We start from the raw sequence: 25,933 nt of genomic DNA, 5'->3' as shown, positions 1-25,933 counted from the left end.
CAGTCACGGTCCGGTGGACGGCCCAGAAATCGGTCACTGTGTACCCCAGAAGTCGGTGATCCGGTAGAAACCGCTGGTGTAGCCGAGCTGCCGGGACAGGTAGCTGGCCTGGACCGGGCAGTGCGCGTGCAGGGACCGCAACAGCTCACGGCAGCGCCGGGCCAGTTCGTCGGCCAGCGCCGGCACCTCCGCGCGGTCCGCGACGACCAGCATCGCGTTGAGATCGCCCCAGCTGCCGTCGCGGCGCTCGGACGCGAGATCGTTTGCCAGCCGCAGCACCCGCTGTACGGCGCGGCTGACGGTGATCAATTCGTCCAGGTAGGTCAAGGTCGTGGTGTCGCCCATGTGCAGCCAGTACGTGATATTGACAAATGTCGAACCAAAGTTGTCCGCGTTGTCGAGATACTCGGCCAGGGTCGGCGGTACGGCGTCGGTGGTTGAGCCGGACGAGGACTTCCACCGCCACTCCCGTCGCATCGCGGTCAGCATGCGGTCCAACTCGGCACGCCACCGCTGCCGTCGCGACGCGAAGGCGGGCGCCGGCGTCAGCTCGGCGACGATCTCGCCGAGGAAGCGGACGAGTTCGTCGACCGGCTCGGCCGCTGATTGGCCGGGCGGCGTAGGTCTGGCGGCCCGGGCCCCGGTACTGACGCCGGCCCCGGTACTGACGCCGGGACCGGGGTGATCAGGCCCGGCCATCTCGTCGACGATCGCCCGGCACCGCTCGATCAGGTCGTCGACCTCACCATCGGTGCGGGCCCGGTAGTCGATCAGCCAGTCCACCCCGAACACCCACAGCGCCGTCCGATTGGCCACGCGCAGGTGCCGCGGTGCGCACCACGGGGCGCTGAAGGCGGTGGCCGCCGAAATGGCGCTCAGCACGGCGGGATCGAACAGGTCGGCCGGAAACAGCGCCGGAAAGACACGGGCCCGGTCGAACAGGTCCCGCTGACCGTCGACGGCGACGGCGCAGATCCGCCCGTGCTCGGCTGCGGCGGGCAGACTGTCGTCGACCGACATTGCCGCTACGGCCGACACGGTGTCGCCCGTCGGCATCAGGCAACCCGGTTGGCCGTGTGCGGCCGCAGGAGAACACGTACCGGACGGCTCGCCCGCAGCGCCGCGCCCGGTCGGAGCTCGGGGACCCGGCTGTCGGGTACCGTCACCTGGAACCGGCTCAGGATCGTCGCCACGATCAGCGTCGCTTCCAGGTAGAACAGGTACTGTCCAAGGCACTGGTGCGGGCCGCCGCCGAACGGGAAGTGCGCGTAGCGGGCCCGTCGTCGCGGCGCCGCCGCCGCGACGACGACCCCCTGTCGCGGATCGGTCTGTCGCGGATCGGTCTGCTGCGCATCGACGCGGTCGGGGTCGAAACGGTCCGGATCGAAATGCAGCGGCTGCGGCCAGACCGACGGCAGCCGGTGCGTCAGGTACGGGCTGATCAGCACTTGGGCCCCCGCCTTCAGCGCGACCCCGCCGATGACGTCGTCGTTGGTCGCGGTACGGGGCACCAGCCATCCCACCGGGAACAGACGCAGCAACTCGTCGAGGACCATCCGGGTGTAGCGCAGCCGCGGCAGGTGGCGGCCCCGGACCGGACCGGAACCGACCACCTCGTCGATCTCGGCGGTGAGTCGCCGTGCCACTTGTGGATAGCGCGCCAGCATCGGCCAGAGACAGGTGAGCACGCCGTAGGTCGTCTCGGTACTCGTCGCGAACATGGCGACCGTGTCGTTGCGGAGTTGGCGTTCGCTCAGCGGTCGGCCCTGCGCGTCGTGGCCACGGGCCAGGGTGGCCACGACGTCGTCACCGGACGGATCGGCCCGCGCCTGGCGCACGACCGGCAGAACGATGCCGTCGATCTCACGCACCGCCCGGCGGAACGGTCGGTCACCGGGCAGCGGAACCACCTCGGGTACGAACGGCAGCAGCAGCCTGGGCAACACGGCCGTGGCGATGACGTCCTGGGCTGCGGTGATGCGCAGCGCCTGCGTGGTGGAGAAGCGGTCAGCGAACAGGACCCGCACCATGGCGCGGCAGACGATACGGCACAACTCCGCGCCGATGTCGACGCTGTGTCCCTGCCGTGCGGCGGCGTCCAGCGGCTCGCTCGCCTCGCCGATCGCGTCGGCCAGGTCGTCGGCGAGCGCGTCCAGCCGGCGTGCGGCGAACAGCGGCTGCAGCGTCTGCCGGCTGGCTGCCCAGACCGGACCTTCACCGAGGACGCCCTCACCGAACAGCCGCTTGATCGGACCCCAGAGCAGTCCTCGACCGTCGCGTCGGTAGTTGCCGGCGTTGTCGCGGAGCACATGCGCGACCTGAGCTGGATCGCTGAGCAGATAAAGGCGTTCCGGTCCCAACCGCAACTCGACCATACCGCCAGCGGCGTCGGTCGCCAGATCAACGAGCGCCTTCAGCGGATTGCGGACCAGGGCCGGGAGGATCCGCCAGGCCGGTACCGTCGTCATCGCCGCCTGGCCGTTGCCACGCCGGCGTGTCTTGTCTGTCATGCTGTCACCTGCCGTGATTCCGGTTCCGCCGCTGCTGAGTGCAGTCTCAGACGGTCCGGTGATGACTGATCGGAAGCAAAGAGTTACGCTCGGCCGATCATGTCACGCTGATCACGATAAATCTAGATCGGCGAATGTTAAGATCTTTTCGTGCGCAACGGTTTCGGTGGAACGTGGTGGTCACAGTTCCGCTGTCGGACTCACCGCGGGTCTCCTGTGGAGCAAGAGTTCGCTTGGTAGTTCTGTGTACCAAGGGGTAGCTTTGCTGCGGAAATAGTCAGGCGTCCGCCCGGTGGGTGACCTCGACGGGGCTGGTTCTGTGCCGGTCGCGGCGTCCGCAGTCATGGAGGTTCGACAAACGGTGAGTTCCTACACCATCACGATCGCCCCGGACGATCAGACCCGGGCAACCACGACGCTGCGCGTCGAGATGACCAGCAGCGGTGCCAGGATCACCGAACTGCTTGTCCGGGCGGGTACGGGAGCAGGCCTCACGCCGGGACAACTCCCGGCGGTCAACGTGGAACAGCTGCTCCGGTCGATCGTCGGTCAGCCGGCGGACCCCGCGATCGAGGCCGACCCGCGACCAACCGCCCCGGCCGCCGACGCCGCCAAGTCGTCGCCCGCCCGGGCGCTCGGTGACCAGCCGGCGCGGTCGGACGACCAGCATCCCGGCGACCACGGTCCGACGCCGCCGGACGCGGCGCCGGACAGCGTGGACACTGCGGCTGACGGCATGCTGTCCAGCGCGCCGACGCAACCCGAAACCGATCCTGCTGTCGAACCCGCCGTCGGAGGTGCCGCCGATCCGGCGGCCGAACCCGCGCCGACGGCGGCCCGGCGGCGCCGATCTGCCGGCCGTGACGGCACGCGGCGCGGTCCCGTCGCGCCGGACCAGCCAGGGACATCCACAAAGGCCAGCGCGAGCACGCAGGCAACGGCACCGGCGTCAGCGGGCAACGCTCCGGCCGTGACGGCCCGGAAAGGCAACACCAGCCGCAGCACCGGTCGCGCCACCGGCAAGACGGCCACGGCGGGCAAGACCGCCACCGGCAAGACGGCCACGGCGGCCGGCAAGGCTGCTTCCGACGGTGGTCGATCGGCATCCGGCAGGTCGGCATCCGGCAGGTCGGCAGCTGCCAGCACCCGCAAGCCGGCCGTCGCCGGAACCCGTGCGTACCGTCGGGCACCGGACGATCTCGGCACCGTCTACGCCGAGGCGGGGGACAGCGTGGCTGCGGTGGCGGCGCACTATGCGGTACCCCGGCACACCGCGCAGAGCTGGGTCAGGACAATGCGACGCAAGCAGGCGCCGGGAAGAAGCGACTGATACCCGAACGCGCGTGGGCGGCAGGCGTACCGGCGAGCCGCACCGGGTACCAGACCGGAGTGAGCTGGTCCGGCCCGCTGGCGCTGTTCGCTTTGTGCGATGCCGGACCAGCCTGGACACGACCCACCGTCGACGGGTAGCGGTACTCCGCCGGTGGTGACGAAGGAGGCGACCATGGTCAGCAAGATGATCAAGCGCTACGCGGTCGCGGCGGTTGCGGTGCCGCTGGCGGCGGCTGGGGTCCGCAAGCTGGGCTCGCTGGTGGAGTCGCGGCGGGGGCCGTCGTCGCGTACCTCGAAGCTGCTGCGCCGGGCCGGGGACATGCTGCACCAGAACCGGCGGCGGACCTGGCGCTAGCCAGGCGTACCCGGATGTCACGTCGTGGGTGCCGGCCCGGCAGGACCTGCCGGGCCGGCACCCACGACCGCGCGGGTCGCGCCTCGGCGTAGCCGGCCGGCCGAGGGCGTCAGCGGTGGTCGATCAGCCGCAGCTGCCGGCCGCCTGGCGTTTGGCGACCGCGTCCTCGGCGCCGGAGGCGTACTCGACGAGCATGCCGCCGCCCGGGTCGAAGCGCCAGGTGTCCTCCTCCAGACGCAGTGAACTGTTGCCGACGGTGTCATCGCGGCGCCAGGTGAGGTCCACCGCGGTCTCGCTCACCGGCGTCACCTCTTGGAGCTGGAACTCCACCCCGTCCTGCACCGGGCAGGCCTCGTTCGTCTCGACGTAGACCTCTTCGGGCACGGACTTCTTCGCTTCCGCGGTCCACAGCTGCCAGGCGCCGGACCAGTCGCCACTCGTGATCAGGTCGAACTCCTGCTGCGCGAGGTCGAGCGCCTCGGCGACATTGACCTGGATCGGCTCCTGGCTGACGTCCGGCGTGCCGACCGCCGGCGGCGAGGGGTTGCCCGCAGTGTTCGCGGGCGGTGTTTCGCACCCGGTGACCAGTGCCAGGGCGGCCACCCCGACGAGAACGCGCGCGGTGTAGCGGCGCATGACACTTCCTCCTATCGGTGCACCTCCGGTGCAGGACGGCTTGGGAGCGCTACCAGAGGTCAGTCTGGCAGCTTATGCCTGTCATCTACTTTTGTCGATCACGGCTGGTGACGGACGCTCGGGATGGCTGGTGGGAGGATGACGGTTGCGTGTCGCGGGCAGCAGGAGTTTGTATCAGGTGTGTGAAACTTTGTGAACAAGTTGGCTGCGGTGGGCTCCACCGTTCGGTCGTTGCCGGTGACCGCTCGCGCGAATGTCGTGGTGAACGGGTTTCATCTCTTGTTCACATACGTTCAGCCTGATAGAACACGAGTGGTGGTGAGGCCCTTCTCGCCCTGCAGTTTCACCTGATGAACAACTCGCTCGTCTGTTGAACATCTCGCTGGACATCCTTGTCCTGTCACCCTCGCCGTTCACCACGGAGGAGTTCTTCCATGGCTGGTACCTCTCCGCGAGGCGGAGCCGCCTCACCCGCCGTCTCCCGCCGGTCAGTGCTCCAGCTCGGGGGCGTCGGCGCACTACTCTTCGCGACCGGTGCCTGCGCCTCCGGCTCGCGTACCGACGGCTCCGACGACGCCTCACCGGGCGCCGGCGCGGACACCCTGCGCATCGCCGTCTCCAGCTACCCGGGCAGCTGGGACCAGGACTTCGTGGGCTTCGACCCGGTGGCCCTGATGCTCTACAAGAACATTTTCCCGTACATGATCGACTACGGGGTGACCGAAGCCGACGGCTCCCGGATCCTCGACACCGAGAACATCGTCGCCACCTTCGCCGAATCGTTCGAACCCAACGAGGACCAGACCGTCTGGACCCTCACGCTGCGGCAAGGTGTCCGGTTCGCCAGCGGCAACGAGATGACCGCCGCCGACGTGAAGTGGTCCAAGGACCGGGCCTTCGCCGCGCAGGCCAACGTCGCCGGCATCTACCGCACCATCGGGCTGACCGAGCCCGACCAGGTGACCGTCGTCGACGACTACACGGTGCAGTTCACCCAGGCGTTCCCGAGCGCGTTGACCCGCCAGATCCAGGCGATCTCGTTGTACGTGTTCGACTCCGAGGAAGCCAAGCAGCACGCCACCGACGCGGATCCGTGGGCCACCGAGTGGTTCGCCAACAACGCCCCCACCGGTGGCTACTTCAACGTCGAGCAGGCCGTGCAGGGCCAGGAGATCGTCCTGTCGGCCAACGGCGACTACCCCGGGCCGGACCCGGCGCAGACCCCGACCATCCGGATCTCCGTGGTGCCGGCCGCCGCCAACCAGCGGCTGCAGCTGGAGGCCGGCGACATCGACGTCGCGCTCGGCGTCAGCCAGCGCGACATCGCCGACCTGAAGGACGCCGACGGCATCAAGGTCATCTCGGCGGCCAGCAACGCACAGGTCGCCATTCAGATGTCCGTGGTGACCGCGCCGTTCGACGATGTCAACGTCCGCAAGGCGCTGGCGTACGCGGTGCCGTACGAGCAGATCGTCAACAACGTGTACGGCGGTGACGCCCGCCCCACCAAGAGCCTGGTGCCGCTGGACATGCCCGGCTACGACGAGCGCGGCTACCCGTACGGCTACGACCCGGACGCCGCCCGCGCCGCGCTCGCCGCGGCCGGGGCGACCCAGGTCAGCTCGGAGTTGATCTACGCCACCGACAACGACACCCAGCAGCAGATCGCGGTGCTCGTGCAGAGCGAGGCCCGCAAGGTCGGCATCGAGCTGGAGCTGACCCCGCTGGACCCGGCGACGCTGGCCGAGCGGCGGCAGCAGAAGAACATCCCGCTGCAGATCACCTCCGGCCAGCTGTGGGTCAACGACGTCGAGTACGCGCTGGCCACCAGCTTCGTCGAGGGCGCCAACCTGAACTACTCCAACTACGTCAATCCGGAGTTGGAGCAGATCTACGAGCAGTCGCACACCGTGGTGGACGCGGACGAGCGCAACCAGCTCTGGCTGCGGGTGCAGGAGATCTTCGCCGCCGACGTGCCGTGGGTGATCATTTGCCAGCCCAACTTCAACCTGCCGGTACGCGAGGCGGTGTCCGGCTGGGTGCAGCCGATGGACGGGCTGGCCCGGCTGCGCTACCTGAGCGCCTCGGCCTGACCGGCGGCGTCCAACCACCCCATGCGCATCGCCCGTTTCGTCGCCCGCCGGCTGCTGCAGCTCGTCCCGGTGCTGCTCGGCGTGATCGTCGTGACCTTCGTCCTGGTGCGGGTCCTGCCCGGGGATCCGATCCGGACCATCCTCGGCCCCAACGCCACCGAGGCGGAGGCCGCGGCGGCGCGGGCCCGGTTCGGCCTGGACCAGCCACTGTGGAAGCAGTTCGTGGACTACCTCGGCGGGCTGGTCACCGGCGATTTCGGCACGTCGATCCAGAGCGGCAACGCGGTCGCCGGTGAGCTGGCCCTGCGGGTCGGCCCCACCCTGCAACTGGTGGTGCTGGCGGTCGCCCTCGCGGTGCTGATCGCCGTGGTCGGCGGCATCTGGTCGGCGCGCCACGCCGACCGGGCCGCCGACCACGGCATCCGGGTGCTGGCGTTGATCGGCAACTCGATCCCGGAGTTCTGGCTCGGCCTGGTGCTGGTCCTGGTCGGCTACAGCATGCTCGGCTGGTTTCCGGCACCCAGCGGCCGGGTCGACCCGGACACCGACCTCGTCCCGGTCACCGGCGCCGAACTCGTCGACGCCGCGCTGACCGCCAACGGCCCGGCATTCGCCTCGGCGCTGGCGCACCTGGCGTTGCCGGTGGCCACCCTGGCCATCGTGGTGGTGGCGCCGCTGCTGCGCAGCGTGCGCGCCTCCGCGCTGGAGGTGCTGCACTCCGAGGCGTACACCGCGGCCGCCGCGCACGGGCTGCGCGATCGGCTGCTGCGGCGCGGCTACCTGGTCCGGGCCGCCCTGGTCCGGCTGCCGTCGCTGGCGGCGCTGGTGTTCGGCACCGCGATCGGCTCCACCGTGCTGATCGAGTACGTCTACTCGTGGCAGGGCTTCGGCCAGTGGGCGCTGCGCGGGCTGCTCTACCGCGACTTCCCGGTCGTACAGGCGTCGGTGCTGCTGATCGCCGTCTGCTACGTCCTCGTCTTCCTGATCGCCGACGTGGTGCACGCGATCCTCGACCCGAGAGTGAAGATCTGATGGTTTACCTGCGCGCCACCCCCGGCCCCGGGGACAGTGCCGACGACGCCGCCCCGGTGGTCGCTGGCGGCACCGCCGTTGGCGGCCGGTTCGCCACCGTGCTGATCGCCGTCGGCGCCGGCATCCTCGCCGTGGTCGCCCTGGCCGCGATCGCCGCCCCGCTGCTCACCCCGTGGGGGCCGGAGGAGATCGACCCGGCCGGTTCTTTGACCCCGCCCGGTGGTGGCCACCTGCTCGGCACCGACGTCAACGGGATGGACGTGTTCAGTCGGGTGCTGCACGCCGGCCGCCTCGACCTGGGCATCGCGGTGGCCGCGGTCGCCCTGGCGGTGCTCGCCGGCACCACCCTCGGGCTGGTCGCCGGCTACTTCGGCGGCTGGCTCGACGACGTACTGATGCGGTTGCTCGACATCTTCCAGGCGTTCCCCACCTTCATCCTGGCGCTCGCCGTCGCCGCCCTGCTCGGCGGCGGCACGGTCAACCTGATCCTGACCATCGCGTTGGTCAACGCCCCCGGGTACGCCCGGCTGGTACGCGCCGAGGTCCGCTCGGTACGGGAACTGCCGTTCATCGACGCCGCGGTCACCTCCGGCACCTCGCCGGCCGGGGTGCTGTGGCGGCACGTGCTGCCCAACAGCCTCACGCCGGTGCGGGTGATCGCCCCGCTCGGCTGCGGGTGGGCGATGCTCACCCTGGCCGGGCTGTCCTTCCTCGGGCTGGGCATCTCGGTGCCGACCGCCGAATGGGGGTCGATGATCAGCCTCGGCTCGCCCGACGTGGTCGCCGGCCGCTGGTGGACCTCCGTACCGCCCGGGTTGTTCCTGCTGGTCAGCGTGTTCGGGTTCAGCCTGCTCGGCGAGGGCCTGCAGGAACGCGCCGAGGCGAAGCGGCGGTGAGGTGACGATGACGGCGACGACCCGGACGACCGCTGCGGCCCTCCACGATCTACTATCCATCGAGGACCTGTCGGTGCTGATCCGCCGGCCCGGCCGGCAGGTCGCCGCGCTCAGCGGGGTCAGCCTGCACGTCGACCGCGGCGAGGTGGTCGGCCTGGTGGGGGAGAGCGGCGGCGGGAAGAGCATGGTGGCCCGATCCATCGTCGGGCTGCTGCCGGGCGGGGCGCACGCCACCGGCCGGGTCCGCTTCCATGACGCCGACGTGTCGGGTTCCGGTGCCGGGGCGGTCGACGTGCTGCGGCTCGGACCAGAACAGCTGCGCCGCCACCGCGGGCACGGGGCGGCGATCTGCTTCCAGAACCCACGGGGCGCGCTCAGCCCGACCCGTACCGTCGGGCGCCAGCTCACCGACCGGCTCACCACGCACCAGCGGATGAGCCAGCAGCAGGCCCGCGAGACGGCCCGGGAACTGTTCGCCGCGGTCGGTATCCGCAGTCCACAACGGCGGCTCGCGGCGTACCCGCACGAACTGTCCGGCGGGATGGCGCAACGGGTGATGATCTCGCTGGCGACCGGCTGCGCACCCGGGCTGCTGATCGCCGACGAACCCACCACCGGTCTGGACGTCACCCTGGCCCGGGAGATCCTGCGGCAGTTCCGGCACGCCGCCGACACCGACCGGCGCGGCGTACTGCTCATCTCGCACGACCTGGCCTCGATCGCCGAGGTCTGCGACCGGGTGGTGGTGCTCTACGCCGGCACCGTGGTCGAATCCGGGCCGGCGGAACAGGTGCTGCGGGCTCCGGCGCACCCGTACACCCGGGCGTTGCTGGCGTCCGTGCCCGACGTGGACGGCCGACCGGTACGGGCCACCGCCGGGTCGATGCCGTTGCTGCGCGAACCGCCGCACGACTGCCCGTTCGTGACCCGGTGCGCGCACGCCACCGAGCGGTGCGGCCGGCAGCGCCCGCCGACCGGCGCGGTGCCCGGCGGCACCCCGCGCTGGACTGTGGCCTGCTTCCACCCACAAACCGGCCCGATCACGGCCGAACCGCCACCGCCGACCGGACCGCGACCCGCGCCGCCACCGCCGACCGGACCGCGACCCGGGCCCGTACCTGGCCCAGGGCTGGTGCGGCCCGAGTCCGAGCCGCAGCGGACCGTGCTGCGGATCCGTGACGCGCATGTGGTCTACCGCAGCCGGTTCGGCGGCGGCGGCCACCACGCGCTGCGCGGCGTGGACCTGACCGTCGCCGCCGGCGAGACCGTCGGCGTGGTCGGGGAGAGCGGCTGCGGCAAGTCCACCCTGGCCAAGCTGATCCTCGGTCTGGCCGAGCCGGCCGGCGGCAGCGTCGAGATCGGCGGAGCCCGAATGACCGAACTGCGCGGGCGGGCACTGCGCCGGCTGCGGACCCGAGCCCAGATGGTGTTCCAGGACCCGTTCGGCTCGCTCAGCCCGCGCCGCAGCGTCGCCGACGCGATCGCCGAGCCGTTGCGCGCTCTCGGCGTACCGGCTGCGGAGCGGGCGCGGCGGGTCGCTGCCGTGCTGGACCGGATGGAGTTGGACCGGTCCATCCTCGCCCGCCGCCCGCACGAACTGTCCGGCGGCCAGGCCCAGCGGGTCGGCATCGCCCGGGCTCTGGTCGGCGACCCCGACCTGATCGTCTTCGACGAGCCCACCTCGGCGCTGGACGTCACCGTGCAGGCGCAGATCCTCGAAGTGATCCGCGATGTGGCCGCCGACCGCGACCGGGGCGTCGTCTTCATCTCGCACGACCTGGCCACCGTGCGCGGCTTCGCCGACCGGGTGATCGTGCTGTATCTGGGCCGTATCGTCGAGGAAGGGCCGGTCGGCGAGGTCTTCACCCACCCCGCGCACCCGTACACCCGGGCGTTGCTGTCCAGCGCGCCGAGCCTCGGTGCCGGGTTCGACGGCGGCCGGGTCGAGCTGGTCAAGGACCTGGAGGAGGCCGACGCCGCGGCCGGCTGCCCGTTGGCGGCCCGCTGCCCGTTCGCCACCGACCGGTGCCTCAGCGAGCGCCAACACCTGCAGCCGTACGGCGACACCCGCGCCGCCTGCTGGCGGGTGGCGGAGATCCCCGCCCTGCTCGGCCCCGACCTGCCGGACTCCACCGCACCCCGAAAGGTGACCTGAGACGATGCCGCAACCGCACATCCGGCTCGCCGTCGACATCGGCGGCACCTTCGTCGACGCGATGGAGCTGGACACCCGCACCAACCGGGTACGTTTCCGCAAGGCGTCCACCACCCCGGCCCGTCCGTCGCAGGGGGTGCTGGCCGCGGTGACCGCGCTCGGCACCGACCCGTCACAGGTGGAGCTGTTCATCCACGGCACCACACTAGGGCTCAACGCGGTACTGGAACGGCGCGGCGGCGCCACCGGCATCATCACCAACGAGGGCTTCCGGGACATCTTCCTGCTCGGACGGGGCAACGTGCCCGCCGACCACATGTACGACTTTCAGTACGAGCGGCCGGAGAGTCTGGTCAAGCGCCGCTACACCGCCGGGGTGAAAGGACGGCTGGACTACCGGGGCCGGGTCGTCGACGAACTCGACCCGGACAGCGTCCGGGCCGCCGCCCGCACTCTGGTCGAAGAGCAGGGCGTCGGGTCGATCGCCATCTGTTTCCTGCACTCGTTCGTCGACCCGCGCCACGAACGCGCCGCCGCTGCGATCATTCGCGAAGCGTACCCGCAGGTCAGCGTCTCGGTGTCGACCGACATCGTGCGCGAGCACCGCGAGTACGAGCGGACCAGCACCACGGTGCTGGAGGCGTACATCCGGCCGATCTTCGAACGCTACGTCGACGAGCTGGAGTCCGGGCTGGCCGCCCGGGGCTTCACCGGCCAATTTCTGATCATGCGTTCCGGCGGCGGGTCGATGACCTCGGCGGTGGCCAAGACGTCGCCGACGCACACCGTGCTGTCCGGTCCGGCCGGTGGCATCGTCGGCGCCGCCTACCTGGCCGAAGCGCTGGACCGGGACAACCTGCTCACCTTCGACATCGGCGGCACCTCGCTGGACGCCTGCGTGATCGAACGCGGCAGCCCGGTCGCCGCCTACGAGGCCCAGCTGGAACACTTCCCGTTGCTGATCCCCACCTACGACATCCGCACCATCGGCGCTGGCGGCGGTTCCATCGCCTGGCTGGACCGGGGTCTGCTCAAGGTGGGTCCGCACAGCGCCGGCGCCGACCCCGGGCCGGTCTGCTACGGCCGGGGCGGGCAGCGGCCCACCGTCACCGACGCCTCGGTGGTGCTCGGCTACGTCGACCCGGACCGGTTCCTGGCCGGCACCATGGGGCTGCAGGCCAAGGCGGCTCAGCAGGCGATCGACGAGCAGATCGCCACCCCGCTCGGGCTTGGCCCGACCGCCGCCGCGGCCGGCATCTACGACGTGCTGCTGGCCCGCACCGTCGGCGCCGTCCGACAGATCACCGTGGAACGCGGCCACGACCCCCGGGTCTTCTCGTTGCTCGCCTTCGGCGGTGCCGGCCCGCTGCTGGCCCCGCTGCTGGCCCGCGAGATGGGCATCCGCGAGGTCGTGGTGCCGTTCGCCCCGTCCGGTTTCTCCGCCTGGGGGATGCTCTCTGCCGACATCGTCAACGACTTCTCCCGTACCGTGCTGGCCACCCTGGACGCAGACGCGCCCGAGGGCAGCGTCGACCTGGCCGAGTTGGCGGCCCGGTTCGTCGAGGTCGAGGCGCAGGCCGTCGAATCCCTGGTGGAGCAGGGGATCGACGCCGGTTCGGCGGTGCTGGAGCGACAGCTGGAACTGCGCTATCTGGGCCAGGAGCACACCCTCACCGTCACGATCGGCACCGAGCTGGATCGCGACGCGATCCGGGCCGCGTTCGAGCAACTGCACCGCACCCGCTACGGCCACGCGATGAGCAACCGACTGCAAATCCTCAACCTGCGGGTACGCGGCATCGGCCGGACCGCCCGTCCGGAGCTGGTGCGGCCGGCGGTCGGTGACGGCGACCCGACGCGGGCGTTGCTCGGCCGGCGCGACGCCTTCGACTTCGGCACCCGCGAGGTGGTCCCGTTCGCCGTGTACGACCGGGCCGGGCTCGCCCCCGGCGACCGGTTCACCGGCCCGGCCCTGGTCGACGAGGGCACCTCCACCACGGTGGTGCCAAGCGGCCAGCGGATCGAGGTCGACCCGTACGGCCACCTGCTGGTGACCTTGGAGGAGACCCAGTGACCGCCCTGGACGGAGCCACCGCCGAGGTGGTGCGCAGCTATCTGATCTCCGCCGCCGAGGAGATGCGGGCCACCCTGATCCGTACCTCGTTCAACCCGGTCATCTACGAGGTGCACGACTTCGGCATGTCGATGTACGACGCCGACCTGCGGCTGATCGCCGAGGCCACCGGCCTGACGTTCTTCCTCGGCGCCAACGACTTCTCGCTGGCCAGGGGCGTCGACTACGTCGGCCGGGCGAACCTGCACGCCGGCGACATCGTGCTGCTCAACTACCCGTACTGGAACGCGGCGCATGCCTCGGACGCCACCCTGTTCGCCCCGGTGTTCCAGCCCGACCCGGCCCGACCGGGTGCCGACGGCGAGCTGGTCGGCTTTCTCTGCGTGCGGGCGCACTGGATGGACCTGGGTGCCAAGGACCCGGGGTACGTGCTCGACTCCACCGACATGCACCAGGAAGGACTGATCTTCCCCGGCACCAAGGTGGTGTCGCGTGGCGAGCCGGTGCACGAGATCCACGAACTGATCCGCTTCAACTCGCGGATGCCGGCCGAGGTGCTCGGCGACCTGCACGCGCAGATCGCCGCGCTGCGCACCGGCGAGCGGCGATTCCTGGAGATCCTGGCCAAGTTCGGCCGGCCCACGGTGGACGCCGCCGTCGCGGCGATCATCGCCGACGGCGAGGCGCGCAGCCGGGCCGCCCTCGCCGCCCTGCCACAGGGCTCGTGGACCGCCGTCGACTGGGTCGACGACGACGGCATCACCGACGACCCGGTCAAGATGCAGGTCACCGTCACCATCGCCGACGGCAGCTTCACCGTCGACTTCGCCGGCTCGTCACCGGCGGTGGCCGGGCCGATCAACATGCCGTTCGGCGCCACCGAAGCGATCTGCAAGGTGATCCTCAAGTCACTCACCTCGCCGGACCAGCCGTCCAACGCCGGCACGGTGGCTCCGCTGGTGGTCAGGGCCGAGCCGGGCAGCCTGTTCCACGCCGTCTATCCGCAGCCGACGTTCACCCTGTGGACCGGCATCGTCGCCGTCGAGCTGATCCTCAAGGCGCTCGCCCAGGGCATGCCGGACCGGTTGGCCGCCTCCTCCGGCGGGGACGTGCCCGGGTTCATGATGGTCGGCACCCACCCGGACACCGGGCAGCTCTTCGCGGTCAGCAACAACGACCCGGTGGGCTGGGGCGCCACCAGCGAACACGACGGCATGAACGCCGCCACCCACGTCTCCGGCAGCACCGGCCGGATCACCCCGATCGAAGTGCTCGAAGCCCGGACCGGGATGTTCTTCGAACGGGTCGAGATGCGTACCGATTCCGGCGGTGCCGGCCGCCACCGCGGCGGCGCCGGGCTGCGCCGCGACATCCGGTTCGTCACCGCCGGTGAATTCCTGTCGGTGATCAAGAAGACGAAGTCGGCGCCGTGGGCGCTCGACGGCGGCGCCCGGCCCGACCCCAATCAGGTGATCGTCTTTCCGGGCACCGCGCGGGAGCGCCGGGTCAGCACCAAGCGGACCCCGGTGGTGCCGGGTGACCGGATCACCCTGCTCAGCGCCGGTGGCGGCGGGCACGGCGATCCGCGCGGGCGCGACCCCGACGCGGTACGCGAAGACGTCGCCGAAGGCTACGTGTCGCCGGCCGCCGCCCGGGAGGTCTACGGGGTCGGCGTCGATGGGTGACGGACCCGTGGTCGACGGCGCGGCGGTCGAGGTGGTGCGCAGCTACCTGGTGGCCGCCGCCGAGGAGATGCGCTCCGCGCTGGTACGTACCGCGTTCAACCCGGTCATCTACGAGGTGTACGACTTCGGCATCTCCATCTACGACGCCCGGCTGCGGCTGGTCGCCGAATCCACCGGACTGAGCCGCTTCCTCGGCGCCAACGACTACTCGATCCGCAAGGGCGTCGAATACGTCGGCCGGGACAACCTGCACCCGGGTGACGTGGTGCTGCTGAACTACCCGTACTGGAACGCGGCGCACGCCTACGACGCCACGTTGTTCGCCCCGGTCTTCCTGCCCGAGGGATTCGACGGCGACGGTGAGTTGGTCGGTTTCCTGTGCGTACGGGCGCACTGGATGGACCTGGGTGCCAAGGACCCGGGGTACGTGCTCGACTCCACCGACATGCACCAGGAAGGCATCATCTTTCCCGGCACCAAGGTGGTGCGCCGGGGCGAACCGGTGCACGAGATCGTCGAGCTGATCCGCTTCAACTCCCGGATGCCGGACCTGGTCATCGGCGACCTGCACGCCCAGGTCGCCGCGCTGCGCACCGGCGAACGCCGGCTGATCGAACTGATCCGCCGCTTCGGGCTGGCCACCGTCACCACCGTCGTCGACACCGCGATCGCCGCCGCGCAGGCGTCCACCGCCGACGCCCTCGCCGCCCTGCCGCAGGGCTCCTGGACGGCCGTCGACTGGATCGACGACGACGGCATCACCGACGAGCCGATCAAGATGCAGGTCACCGTCACCGTCGCCGACGGCACCTGCACCGTCGACTTCACCGGCTCGTCACCGGCGGTCGCCGGCCCGGTCAACCTGCCGTTCGGGTCGACCATCGCCACCGCCCGGGTCGCGTTCAAGGCCCTCACCACCCCCGGCGAGCAGACCAACGCCGGGCATTTCAGCGCGCTGCGGGTGATCGCCGAACCGGGCAGCCTGTTCCACGCCGTCTATCCGGCCGCCACCTTCACCCAGTGGACCGGCACCGTCGCCCTGGAACTGATCTACCAGGCCCTCGCCCAGGGCATGCCGGAGCGCCTGGCCGCCTCCTCCGGCGGGGACGTGCCCGGGTTCATGATGGTCGGCACCCACCCGGACACCGGGCAGCTCTACGCGGTCAGCAACAACGATCCGGTGGGCTGGGGCGCGTCGCCCGACCACGACGGCATCGGGCCGGCCAACCACCTGTGTCAGACCCAGGCCCGCAACACCCCGGTCGAAGTGCTCGAAGCCCGGACCGGGATGTTGTTCGAACGGGTCGAGATCCGTACCGACTCCGGCGGCGCCGGTCGCCACCGTGGCGGGCCCGGCCTGCGGCGTGACATCCGGTTCGTCACCGCCGGTGAGTTCCTGTCGGTGGTGAAGAAGACGAAGTCGCCACCGTGGGCGCTCGACGGTGGGGCCCGGCCCGACCCGATCCAGGTGATCGTCCACCCCGGCACCAGTCGGGAGCGGCGGATCAGCACCAGACGCACCCCGGTCGCTCCCGGTGACCGGATCACTCTGCTCACCGCCGGCGGCGGCGGGCACGGCGACGCCCGGCTGCGCGACGCCGCCGCGGTCCGCGCCGACGTCGCCGAGGGCTACGTCTCCGCGTCGGCCGCCCGCGACGTCTACGGCGTCGACGTGCTCGGCGGCGCCGGCGCCGTATCGACCGGCGGTCCCCGCGCCGTATCGACCGGCGGTCCCGACGCCGCACCGAAAGAGGTACCGATGATCACCCCACCCGACCGGACGCCGACATGAGCGCGGCCACCCACCCGGAATCGGCCGACACCGTTCTGACCAACTGCACCGTCGTCGACGCCCGTGTCCTCGACGGCGTCGGCCCGCTCGCCGACGCGGCCGTCTGGGTCAGCGGTGACCGGATCGTCGCCGTCGGCCCGCGCGCCGACGTCGCTGCCGCCGCCCGTGCCGAGACCGAACCCACCGAGATCGACCTCGGCGGGGCGCACCTGACCCCCGGGCTGGTCAACATGCACACCCACCTGTCGCTGTCGCTGCCCGGAACCGGCGGGCAGGACGTGCGGAACCTGAGCCCACACGAACTCGCCCTCTACATGGCCGACGGGGCCCGGCGTACCCTGCTCTGCGGGGTCACCACGGTGCGCTGCGTCGCGGAGAAGGACCATGCCGACTTCGCGCTGCGCCGGGCGATCATCGCCGGCCGGGTCACCGGACCGCGGATCTTCACCGCCGGTCAGGCGCTGGTCTGCACCGGCGGGCACGGTCACGAGAGCAGCGACACCCTCGAATGCGATGGCGCGGACGGCTTCCGGCGTGGCGTACGTAGCCAGATCAAGGCCGGCGCCGACCTGATCAAGGTGATGATCTCCGGCGGGATCGCCGGTGAGCACGAGTCGATCCACACCCGGCAGCTGTTCCCCGAGGAGATGGCCGCCGTGATCGACACCGCGCACGCCTGGGGCCGCAAGGTCACCGCGCACGCCGGACCCGGGTCGGTCATCGGCGAGGCCGTCGAACTGGGCCTGGACTGTGTCGAGCACGGCTACCAGCTCACCGAGACGGTCGCCGCCGCGATGGCGCGACGGGGCACCGCGCTGGTGCCGACCCTGCTGGTCACCCGCTGCAAGGAGTTCTTCGACGAGCTCGGCGTACCGCAGTGGATGCAGTGCCGTTCGCTGGGCGCCGGCCCGCGTCACCTGGACAGCTACGCGATGGCCCTGGCCGCCGGGGTCGAGGTGCTGCTCGGCAGCGACATGCCGCCGTTCTGGCACTTCGAGGGCACCAACGCCTCGGTACGGGAGCTGGAGTACATGTCGGAGACCGGCATCGGTCCGGCCCGAGCCTTCTACGCCGGCACTCTCGGCCCGATCCGTTGGCTCGGCGTCGAGGCCGACCTCGGCACCGTGGAGCCCGGCAAGTACGCCGACCTGATCGCGATGGACGCCGACCCGGTCACCGACACGTCGGCGTTGCGGGGGGTCCGCTGGGTGATGTCCGGCGGACGCGTCGTCCGCGACGACCGGGCCGGCTGGAGTTCATGGTGAGCGCGGCGAGCGGGAGGAACAGCATGGACGACCAGGACGGCGCCGCGGTCGCCGCCGGCATCGGCGACATGTACGAGGCGTTCCTTGCCGGCGACCGGGCCCGCTTCGACCGGCATCTACACGCCGAAGTCACCACCTGGGAGACACACCTGCCCGGCCCGCTGCGTACCCGTGCCGAGCTGGACGCCTACCGAGACCAGCGCGACGCCGCCGGTGTCCGGCCGCGACTGGACCGTCTCGCTGCCGAGCGGCTGCGCGTCGACGTGTGGGGTGACACCGCGCTGGCCCGCTACGAACTGGTCGCGGTGCCGACCGACGGCGGGCCGGTCGGCCGTAGCCGGGTCACCGACGTGCTGCGCCGCGCCGGTGACGGCTGGCGGATCGTGCACCACCACTCCGAACTGGTTCGGGAGGCGGCATGAGACGCCTGATCGCCACCGGCTACGGCGAGCCCGACCGGGTGCTCACCGTCGCCGACCTACCCGACGATCCGCCACCCGGCCCCGGCCAGGTACGCGTCGCGGTCGCCGCCGTGGGACTGAACTTCCTCGACGTGATGCTCTGCCGGGGCAGCTACCCGGTGCGTCCCGAGCCGCCGTTCACCCCCGGGGTCGAGTTGGCCGGCCGGGTCGTCGCCACCGGCTCCGGTGCCGAACAATTCGCCGGCGTCGAGGTGGTGGCCTGCCCGGCGCTGCCGCACGGCGCGCTCGGCGAGACGGTCACCATCGACATGGCGCTGGCCGTACCGCGCCCGACCGACATCGACCCGGTCGTCGCCGCCGCCGTGCCGGTCACCTACCAGACCGCCTGGTTCGCGCTGGAGCGGGCCGGGGTGCGGGCCGGCGAGACGGTCCTGGTACACGCCGGTGCCGGCGGGGTCGGCATCGCCACGACCCAGTTGGCCGCCGCCCGGGGCGCCCGGGTGATCTGCACGGCGGGCGGGCCGGCGAAGGCCGCGCTGTGCCGCGACAACGGTGCCGACGTCGCCATCGACTACCAGGCCGACGACTTCGTCGACGCGGTGCGCGCCGCCACCGGCGGTGCCGGCGCCGACGTGATCGTCGACCCGGTCGGCGGCGAGGTGTTCGCCCGTTCGCTGGACTGCCTCGCCTTCGAGGGCCGCCTGGTCGCGGTCGGCGCGGCCGGCGGCGACCCGCCACCGGTGGACCCGATGCGGCTGATCGCCGGCAACGCCACCCTGATCGGGCTCTCCTGGGGCTCGACGTACCCGTGGAAGCGCCCCGACGCGGTCGCCACCGCGTACCGACGGATCTTCGACCTGGTCCGCGCCGGTGCGGTCCGACCACCGGTCAACCGGGTCGTCGACCTGGCCGGCACCCCGGCCGCGCTGGCGGACCTGGCCGACCGGCGTACCACCGGCAAGATCGTCGTCCGGATCGACCCGAGGGAGTCATCGTGACCGACCACACCGCCGACGGCGACGGGGAAACCGTCGCGGACATGGAGATCTACGACCTGCGGGTCAGTGTGGACCGCATCGACGGCCGCTCGGTGTGCGGCATGGCCGTCGGCGACCACTTCGAGCTCACCGACAGCGCGCACCTGAAGATCCCGGACGGCAAGCACTTCTGCGTGTACGCCCTCGCGTCGGTGCTGCCGTTCCTCGCCGCCAAGCAGCGCGAGATCCCCGCTGGCGACTGGCTCGCCCAGGACTCGCTGTTCGCCTGCCCGGATCCGCAGGAGCGGCTGGTGATGCGGGTGGAGCGGACCTGCCGGCGACGGATGAACTCGGCCGATCTGACCTGACGGGGGAGGGAACCGGTGGCTACCGTCGAGATCGGACTCGGTCTGCAGAGCGACAAGCGGGCCGGAGACTACGCGCGGCTGGCCCGAGCCGCCGAGGCGTACGGGTTCGACGTCCTCAGCGTCTTCGGCGATCTGATGTACCAGCCGCCGATCTTTCCGCTGCTGGAGATGGCCGCCGTCACCGAGCGGGTGCGGCTGGGCCCGGCCTGCCTCAACCCGTACTCGATGGCACCGTACGAGATCGCCGGCCAGCTCGCCGCCCTCGACCTGGCCTCGCGCGGGCGGGCCTATCTGGGGCTGGCCCGGGGCACCTGGCTCGGCGCGGTCGGCATCGAGCAACCGCGTCCGCTGACCGTGCTCGCCGAGGCCGCCGAGGTGGTCTACCGGCTGCTACGTGGCGACACCGGCGGATTCACCGGCTCGGCGTTCCGGTTGGCGCCGGACACCACGTTGCGATACGCCGTGGCCCGCCCCGATCCGCCGCTGCTGATCGGCGCGTGGGGGCCGCGCGGTGCCGCGCTCGCCGGCCGGATCGCCGACGAGATCAAGGTCGGCGGCAGCGCCAATGCGCGGATGGTACCGGTGATCCGGGACCGGCTGCGCCCGGGCGCGCAGGCCGCCGGCCGGTCGGTCGACGACGTCGGCATCGTGTTCGGCGCGGTGACCGTGGTGGACACCGACGGCGCGGCGGCCCGGGCGAAGGCCCGCACCGAGGTGGCGATGTACCTGGCGGTGGTCGCCGACCTGGACCCGACCGTCACCGTGCCGGACGATCTGCTGGCCGAGGTGAAGACGCTGGTCGCCGCCGGGCGGGACACCGCCGCCGGCCGGCTGGTGCCCGACGACCTGCTCGACCGGTTCGCCTTCTCCGGCACCCCGGAGCAGGTCGCCGCTCAGGCGCAGGCGCTGATCGACGCCGGGGTTCGCCGGGTGGAGTTCGGCACCCCGCACGGGTTGACCGACGACCGTGGCGTGCAGTTGCTGGGCAGCGCGGTGCTGCCGCTGCTGCGCCGGGAAGGACGACGCTGATGAACGTGGACGCGGTGCTGGTCGTCGCCGGGCCGGGGCTGGTCGCCGATCCGGACCTGTTGGCCGGGCTCACCGCCGGCGAGGCCGCCGGGCTCGGGGTGGCCGGTGAGTTCGTGGCCGCCGTCGACGCGGCGCAGGTGCGGCGGCTGCTCGACGGTCCCGGCCCGCAGCGGGCGGCGGTGCTGCTGCCCGGGCCGGATCCGGCGGTTCGGGCCCTGCTGGTGCAGGACGCCGACTGGTCCCGGTGGACCGTCCACTATGATCTCGACGACACTGGGCCGCAGCCGGTCGCGGCCGGCTCGGTGCACCTGTACGGCCGGGGAGTGTGGGGGCTGGCCTGGGCGATCCGGCACGCGGTGCAGCGGTTGCGCCGACCGGCGCGGCGTATCGGATACGGTCGGCACCCGCAGCAGTGGGGCGAGTTGCGGCTGCCGCCGGCGGTGGCCGACCGGATCGCCGCCGCCTTGGCGGACCGGCCGGTGCCCGTGTCGCGCCCATTGCCGGTGGCGGTGCTGCTGCATGGCGGGTTCTGGCGTTCCGTCTGGGCCGCCGACCTGATGGACGCGATGGCGATCGACCTGGCCGACCGGGGCTATGCGACGTGGAACCTGGAATACCGCCGACCGGACCGGCACGGTTGGGCCGCCACCACCGCCGACGTGGCCACCGGGCTGGCGGTGCTGGCCAGGCTGCCCGCCCTGGCCGGTGGCGGGGTGCCCGCGGGACTGCTGGACCTGGACCGGATCGCCGTGCTGGGCCACTCGGCCGGCGGGCAGTTGGCGTTGCGGGCCGCCGCCGACACTGCCGCCGACACCGCTGCCGGCCGCAACGGGAGCCGGGACGTGGGCGGCGACGGCGTGCGGGTGGCGCTCGCGGTGTCCCTGGCCGGAGTGCTGGACCTGGTCGAGGGCCAGCGGCGGCAGGTCGGCACCGGTGCGGTCGCGGCCGCGCTCGGTGGGACGCCGACCGAGATCGGCCAGGTGTACGCCGCGTCCGACCCGATGGCCCGGCTGCCGGTGGGCGTGCCGCAGCTGATCGTCCAGGGCGCCGGCGACGACCTCGATCTGATCGACTTCAACCGGCGGTACGTCGCCGCGGCTCGGGCGGCGGGTGAGGATCCGGGCTGGTTGGAGCAGCCCGGCGACCACTTCTCGGTGATCGACCCGGCGGCACCGATTTGGAAGGCCACGGTGACCGAGCTGGACCGCCGGCTCGGCCGCTGAGCTGAACCGGCCGTATTCGTCGCCAATTATTACGTGACAGTGAACACGTTGCACATCGGTGGGCAGTTTCGGTGTGTCAGAACAGCCGTGGGGTGACCACCGAGACGACGGTGGTCACCTGGTCGGTGTCGTTGTACATCCGGTGCGGGGTGCTGGACCGCAGGTGCAGACTGTCGCCTGGGTGGAGGCGGTGCTCCACGCCGTCCACCTCGTACAGCAGCTCGCCGCTGACCACGTAGGCGAACTCCTCACCGGCGTGCCCGTACGCCTCCTCGCGGCGTCCACCCGGCGCGATGTGCACCAGCATCGGCTCCAGCACCAGGCTGGGCCCACGGTCGGAGAGCATCCGGTAGGTCTGCTGGCCGGACACGTACTCGGTGGCGCCGTTGTCGGCCCGGGTGAGCGTGAAGTGCACCGGCAGCCTCGCCTCCGGTGCCTCCGGAGTCTCGACCGGCTCGGGCTCCTCGTTGAAGAACTCGGCGACCGGCCGGTCCAGCGCGGCGGCGACGCTGTTGAGGGCGGTCAGCCCGATGGAGGAGACACCTCGCTCGACCTGGGACAGGAAGCCGATGGACAGGTTCGCCCGGCCGGCCAGGCCGCGCAGGGTCAGACCCTGTTCCTTACGGAACTGGCGCATCCGGGCGCCGACCAGATCCTGGCGCACGTCGCCGTCCGCGACGGCACGGTCCGACCTGCGCACCCGACCTCCCCTGAGGGCCGCGCGGACCGCTCACCGGACCGCGCCGAGATAATTTTTGATGGTATCGAACTAACCTGCCTGACCGGAACCCCGTGGACCCTGGTCGGCGCTGGTCGAAGCTCGTGCGGGCGACATGCGATCGGCATTGCGCTACACAGGGTCACTGATCTCTACCTTCTCGTGAATCCCCTTCGTGGAAATGATTGACGGACGCCGGTCCCTGACCGCTAGTGTTCTTCCGCAGTCACTAGCTACAGCACGGGGCGGTCATGCCGTACGGCAAGGTTCAGCGTGCGCAGCGGACGGCACACGTCTGGCCCGCCACGGCGGCCGCCACAGCCTTCGGACTGGTCGCGGCGATGGTCCCGGCCGGCGCGGCAGGTGCCGCTGTCAACCAGCGGCCCGACCGCCCCACCGAGTTGGCCGTCGACGGCCGGCCGTGCAGCCCGCAGACCGCCCGAACCTGGGTCACCAGCACGACACCTGTTCTCACCGCCTGGGGCAGCGGTCCAGACGCGGGCCAGCAGTCGTTGTCCACGGTCTTCTCCGTACGGCGGGCCGGCCAGCCACCGTCCACCGCCGACACGGTGCACGGGACCTCGGCCAACCCGGCAACCGTGCACGCAGCTGTCCCGGCGGCCATGGCGCTGGAGCATGCCACGTCCTACGTCGTCCGGGCCCGGACCACCGACGGCACCGCGGACGGCCCGTGGTCGGTGCCGTGCCGGTTCCAGGTCGACGTCGTGGCGCCCGACCCGCCGGCCGACGTCTCCTCGATCGACTATCCCGAGTACGACCCTGCGGATCCCAACAACGCGGGCCGCGGCGGCGCCGGGATCCCCGGAGTCTTCACCATCACCCCGCCGGCCCTCGGCGCTCAACACATCGTCGGGTACGCGTACACGCTGGACAGCGGGATCGGCCCGGGTTCGGCTCCGATCGCGCCGGCCGCGTCCGGTGGCGCGGCCACCCTGGAGCTGCAACCGACCCGCGACGGTCATCACACGCTGCGGGTCTGGGCCAGGGACGCGGCAGGTCTGTTCTCCACCGCCATCGAGTACGAGTTCGTCGTGGCCGCCGGATCGGAGGCACCGGTGGCGCTGGCCGGACCGGCCGGGCGCTGTCGCTGGACGGCGTCACCGGTCACGCGGCCACTGCCGCAGCTGTCAGCCGGCCGCATTCGGACACCGCAGACCCGCTCACCCTGCGTACGGATCTGACATTCACCCTGTCCACCTGGGCCAGGGTCGACGCGACCGGGCAGTCGCAGAGCGTCGTCTCGGTCGACGGTACCCGTACCTCGGCGGCGGTGCTCGGCTACGACGGCGTGTCCGACCGGTGGCGGTTCACCATGGCCGACGCCGACTCGGATCATCCGACCCAGATCACTGTCGACTCCGACGAAGCCCCGGTGCCCGGTCGATGGACCCATCTCGCCGCCGTCCACGACCGGCCGACTGGCCTGCTATGGCTCTACGTCAACGGCGTCGCCCAGCAGGCGACGGCCGAGCAGAGCAACGGGTTCGCCGGCACCGCGGATCGGCTTCCCCGCCGGCACCGCCGTGCCGCTCGGCGACCCGCTGCAGGTCACCCTCGACGCGGCCGGCGACACCAACGTGACCGAGTTCCGCTACAGCCTCGGGTCGGCGATCCTGAACCAGAGCGCCCAGCCGGACATGCCGGGTGGCTCGGTCACGGTGACCGTCACTGCGGGCAGCATCGGCGTGGTGCCGTTGTTCGCCGCCAGCCGCACCGCGACAGGTCTCGCCAGTCAGATCGCGACAGCGGCCGTCGAGGTGCTGCCGGCGCCGGTGGCCGTCACCGGCACCGTGTACGGCCCGATTTCGCGCCGGCCGAGGGGGTGCCGGTCACTCTGGAGCCCGGCGGTCACCAGACCACCAGTGGCCCTGGCGGCGTGTTCACCTTCCTCGCGATCGCCCCGGGTCATTACACCGTGGCCGCCAGCGCCGGAACCGGTGACTGCGGACTCGGCGCCAGCTCGGAGGTCACCGTCCCCGGGCCCGGCGACGTCGCCCTGTTCCTGTTCCCGGTGGCCGATCCGGCCGGCAACCTCTGCCAGGAACTGATCCAGCCCTACGTTCCGGCGGTCGGCACCGCGCTGCCGCTGACCGGCGACAACGCGATCATCGAGGTCGCCCTGCCGTTCCCGGTCACCTTCTACGGCCAGCCGTACAGCACGGCCTGGGTGGACACCAGCGGCATTCTGACCTTCATCGATCCTGGGGGTTCGCACCCCGTCCCGGTCGGCGTTCCCAGCGCTGGCGGTCCGGACGCGATGATCGCTGCCTTCTGGGACGATCTGATCGTCGACGCCCAGGCCAGCGTCGTCACGCAGGCCCGCGGGTCCGGGCCGTTCCAGGAGTTCGTCGTGGAGTGGCGCGACGTGCGTCGGGCCGCCGACCCAACCGAGCGGGTCACCTTCCAGATCACGCTCAGCGCGCAGGGTTACTGGACGGTGAGCTACACCGGCATCGACCCGGCGAGCCCTGGCGAGCGCGGCGCCTACGCCACGATCGGCGTCGAGAACACCGACGGTAGCGCCGGGCTCGAATACTCTGCCGGCGCGGCGGTGCTCGTCGACGACCGCGCGGTGGTGTTCCTGTAGTCAGCGGGTGCGGGCGAGCAGGTCGGCGTAGCGGGCGACGGCGTGGATCGGGTCGATCACCGGGACCGGCACCGCCGCCCGTAGCGGGTCGAGCTGCCCGGACCAGAAGGTGCAGGCGACGAAGATCGCTTGGGCTTCCTGGTCGACGTAGGCACGGCGGGCCAGCTCAGGGCCGTGCGTGCCGATCGCCTCGGTCATCCGCTGCCGGACCTCGGTGCCGACCGCCGCCGCCTCGGCGATCGCGGCCTCCCCGGTCAGCCCCGGGGTGACCTCGCGCTGCGGGCGTCGCACCGGCACCGGTGCCGCGCCAGCGAGCAGGTCCAGGCAGCCGTACTCGCGGGCCAGCCGGCGTATCCAGTTGGCGTCCTGCGGCAGTTGCTCGTTCGGGCCGGAGGCGACGCCGGGATAGAGCACCGAGAACCGGCCGAAGGCGGCGGCGATCCGGGTGGCCGCCTCGAATGGCCCGGTCACCGGTACGGGCACCAGCGCTTTCGCCTCGCGTACCGCCGGATCGGAGGCGCAGGCGACGGCGATCGCGTCGAATCCGTCGTCGGCGCCGGCGCGCACCGCGCCGAGCAGCGGGCTGAACAGCAAATCGTCGGAGGCGATGTACGCACTCGGCGGCACGCCGCGCAGGTTGCGGACGACGATCTCGGTGTCCGGACCGACCGCTTGCCGCGCCGCCTGCCGGTCGTGCTCGTTGTGCACGTCGAGGCCGAGCGGGTTGATGACGAGGACGCGTGGCATGACCTGGCTCCCCCTT

At 71.6% G+C, this 25,933-nt stretch carries 23 protein-coding genes and 1 pseudogene; 18 read left to right on the top strand and 6 right to left on the bottom strand.

The window, feature by feature from the left end:
* Positions 1-33 precede the first annotated feature (33 nt).
* Complete coding sequence (locus ACN27F_RS05545) at positions 34-1,056, bottom strand: terpene synthase family protein (protein WP_421431524.1); 1,023 nt, start codon at positions 1,054-1,056, stop codon at positions 34-36.
* Positions 1,056-2,510, bottom strand: coding sequence for a cytochrome P450 (locus ACN27F_RS05540; RefSeq protein WP_421431523.1), 1,455 nt, complete (start codon positions 2,508-2,510; stop codon positions 1,056-1,058). Before ACN27F_RS05540 ends, ACN27F_RS05545 begins: the two co-directional genes overlap by 1 nt.
* Before the next feature lie 361 nt (positions 2,511-2,871).
* Between ACN27F_RS05540 and ACN27F_RS05535 the strand changes: the two genes are divergently transcribed.
* Positions 2,872-3,840, top strand: a complete 969-nt coding sequence (locus ACN27F_RS05535; protein WP_421431522.1) for a hypothetical protein — start codon at positions 2,872-2,874, stop codon at positions 3,838-3,840.
* 174 nt (positions 3,841-4,014) lie between these two features.
* Positions 4,015-4,197 carry a hypothetical protein gene (locus ACN27F_RS05530; protein ID WP_421431521.1) on the top strand — a complete coding sequence of 61 codons (183 nt, stop codon included), beginning with the start codon at positions 4,015-4,017 and terminating at the stop codon, positions 4,195-4,197.
* A gap of 123 nt (positions 4,198-4,320) precedes the next feature.
* On the opposite strand, the gene ACN27F_RS05525 is transcribed toward ACN27F_RS05530, so the two are convergent.
* Positions 4,321-4,833 (bottom strand): hypothetical protein, encoded by a 513-nt coding sequence (locus tag ACN27F_RS05525; RefSeq protein ID WP_421431520.1) that lies wholly within the window; start codon positions 4,831-4,833, stop codon positions 4,321-4,323.
* 434 nt (positions 4,834-5,267) lie between these two features.
* On the opposite strand from ACN27F_RS05525, the gene ACN27F_RS05520 reads away from it, so the two are divergent.
* From ACN27F_RS05520 to ACN27F_RS05460, 13 genes are read left to right on the top strand one after another with little or no spacing between them, the layout of a single operon-like run.
* Positions 5,268-6,926: an ABC transporter substrate-binding protein gene (locus ACN27F_RS05520; RefSeq protein WP_421431519.1), complete on the top strand. Its 1,659-nt coding sequence runs from the start codon at positions 5,268-5,270 to the stop codon at positions 6,924-6,926.
* A gap of 21 nt (positions 6,927-6,947) precedes the next feature.
* Positions 6,948-7,958, top strand: coding sequence for an ABC transporter permease (locus ACN27F_RS05515; RefSeq protein WP_421431518.1), 1,011 nt, complete (start codon positions 6,948-6,950; stop codon positions 7,956-7,958).
* Positions 7,958-8,854 carry an ABC transporter permease gene (locus tag ACN27F_RS05510; RefSeq protein ID WP_421431517.1) on the top strand — a complete coding sequence of 299 codons (897 nt, stop codon included), beginning with the start codon at positions 7,958-7,960 and terminating at the stop codon, positions 8,852-8,854. The genes ACN27F_RS05515 and ACN27F_RS05510 overlap by 1 nt, the downstream gene beginning before the upstream one ends.
* Before the next feature lie 7 nt (positions 8,855-8,861).
* Entirely contained in the window at positions 8,862-11,009 is a 2,148-nt protein-coding gene (locus ACN27F_RS05505) for a dipeptide ABC transporter ATP-binding protein (protein WP_421431516.1), read from the top strand.
* A gap of 4 nt (positions 11,010-11,013) precedes the next feature.
* On the top strand, positions 11,014-13,083 hold the full coding sequence (locus ACN27F_RS05500) for a hydantoinase/oxoprolinase family protein (RefSeq protein WP_421431515.1): 2,070 nt from the start codon (positions 11,014-11,016) through the stop codon (positions 13,081-13,083).
* The gene (locus ACN27F_RS05495) at positions 13,080-14,768 is read left to right on the top strand and encodes a hydantoinase B/oxoprolinase family protein (protein WP_421431514.1); all 1,689 of its coding nucleotides are present in this window, start codon (positions 13,080-13,082) and stop codon (positions 14,766-14,768) included. The genes ACN27F_RS05500 and ACN27F_RS05495 overlap by 4 nt, the downstream gene beginning before the upstream one ends.
* Positions 14,761-16,560, top strand: coding sequence for a hydantoinase B/oxoprolinase family protein (locus tag ACN27F_RS05490; protein WP_421431513.1), 1,800 nt, complete (start codon positions 14,761-14,763; stop codon positions 16,558-16,560). Before ACN27F_RS05495 ends, ACN27F_RS05490 begins: the two co-directional genes overlap by 8 nt.
* Complete coding sequence (locus tag ACN27F_RS05485) at positions 16,557-17,825, top strand: amidohydrolase family protein (RefSeq protein ID WP_421431512.1); 1,269 nt, start codon at positions 16,557-16,559, stop codon at positions 17,823-17,825. Before ACN27F_RS05490 ends, ACN27F_RS05485 begins: the two co-directional genes overlap by 4 nt.
* A gap of 23 nt (positions 17,826-17,848) precedes the next feature.
* Positions 17,849-18,247, top strand: a complete 399-nt coding sequence (locus ACN27F_RS05480) for a nuclear transport factor 2 family protein (protein ID WP_421431511.1) — start codon at positions 17,849-17,851, stop codon at positions 18,245-18,247.
* Positions 18,244-19,245 (top strand): NADPH:quinone oxidoreductase family protein, encoded by a 1,002-nt coding sequence (locus ACN27F_RS05475; RefSeq protein ID WP_421431510.1) that lies wholly within the window; start codon positions 18,244-18,246, stop codon positions 19,243-19,245. Before ACN27F_RS05480 ends, ACN27F_RS05475 begins: the two co-directional genes overlap by 4 nt.
* Positions 19,242-19,592: a TIGR04076 family protein gene (locus ACN27F_RS05470; protein ID WP_421431509.1), complete on the top strand. Its 351-nt coding sequence runs from the start codon at positions 19,242-19,244 to the stop codon at positions 19,590-19,592. Before ACN27F_RS05475 ends, ACN27F_RS05470 begins: the two co-directional genes overlap by 4 nt.
* 15 nt (positions 19,593-19,607) lie before the next feature.
* Entirely contained in the window at positions 19,608-20,621 is a 1,014-nt protein-coding gene (locus tag ACN27F_RS05465; protein ID WP_421431508.1) for an LLM class flavin-dependent oxidoreductase, read from the top strand.
* On the top strand, positions 20,621-21,844 hold the full coding sequence (locus tag ACN27F_RS05460; RefSeq protein WP_421431507.1) for an alpha/beta hydrolase: 1,224 nt from the start codon (positions 20,621-20,623) through the stop codon (positions 21,842-21,844). The genes ACN27F_RS05465 and ACN27F_RS05460 overlap by 1 nt, the downstream gene beginning before the upstream one ends.
* A gap of 76 nt (positions 21,845-21,920) precedes the next feature.
* Here the strand turns inward: ACN27F_RS05460 and ACN27F_RS05455 are convergent, their stop codons facing one another.
* Positions 21,921-22,544 (bottom strand): helix-turn-helix domain-containing protein, encoded by a 624-nt coding sequence (locus tag ACN27F_RS05455; protein ID WP_421431506.1) that lies wholly within the window; start codon positions 22,542-22,544, stop codon positions 21,921-21,923.
* Positions 22,545-22,813: 269 nt separating this feature from the next.
* Between ACN27F_RS05455 and ACN27F_RS05450 the strand changes: the two genes are divergently transcribed.
* Both ACN27F_RS05450 and ACN27F_RS05445 read left to right on the top strand, forming a co-directional pair.
* Positions 22,814-23,764 (top strand): hypothetical protein, encoded by a 951-nt coding sequence (locus tag ACN27F_RS05450; protein ID WP_421440609.1) that lies wholly within the window; start codon positions 22,814-22,816, stop codon positions 23,762-23,764.
* Positions 23,665-24,003: pseudogene (locus tag ACN27F_RS05445) on the top strand (LamG-like jellyroll fold domain-containing protein); the annotation flags it as partial. The gene ACN27F_RS05450 and the pseudogene ACN27F_RS05445, both read left to right, overlap by 100 nt.
* Positions 24,004-24,174: 171 nt before the next feature.
* Here ACN27F_RS05445 and ACN27F_RS05440 read toward each other — a convergent pair.
* Positions 24,175-24,297 carry a hypothetical protein gene (locus ACN27F_RS05440; protein WP_421440608.1) on the bottom strand — a complete coding sequence of 41 codons (123 nt, stop codon included), beginning with the start codon at positions 24,295-24,297 and terminating at the stop codon, positions 24,175-24,177.
* Between the two features lie 162 nt (positions 24,298-24,459).
* Between ACN27F_RS05440 and ACN27F_RS05435 the strand changes: the two genes are divergently transcribed.
* Entirely contained in the window at positions 24,460-25,170 is a 711-nt protein-coding gene (locus ACN27F_RS05435) for a hypothetical protein (RefSeq protein ID WP_421440606.1), read from the top strand.
* Here the strand turns inward: ACN27F_RS05435 and ACN27F_RS05430 are convergent, their stop codons facing one another.
* The gene (locus tag ACN27F_RS05430; RefSeq protein WP_421431505.1) at positions 25,171-25,917 is read right to left on the bottom strand and encodes an aspartate/glutamate racemase family protein; all 747 of its coding nucleotides are present in this window, start codon (positions 25,915-25,917) and stop codon (positions 25,171-25,173) included.
* Positions 25,918-25,933: the final 16 nt, after the last annotated feature.

Source organism: Solwaraspora sp. WMMB335, assembly GCF_049179075.1.
GTDB lineage: Bacteria > Actinomycetota > Actinomycetes > Mycobacteriales > Micromonosporaceae > Micromonospora_E.
This window is presented reverse-complemented; position numbering and strand designations above follow the sequence as displayed.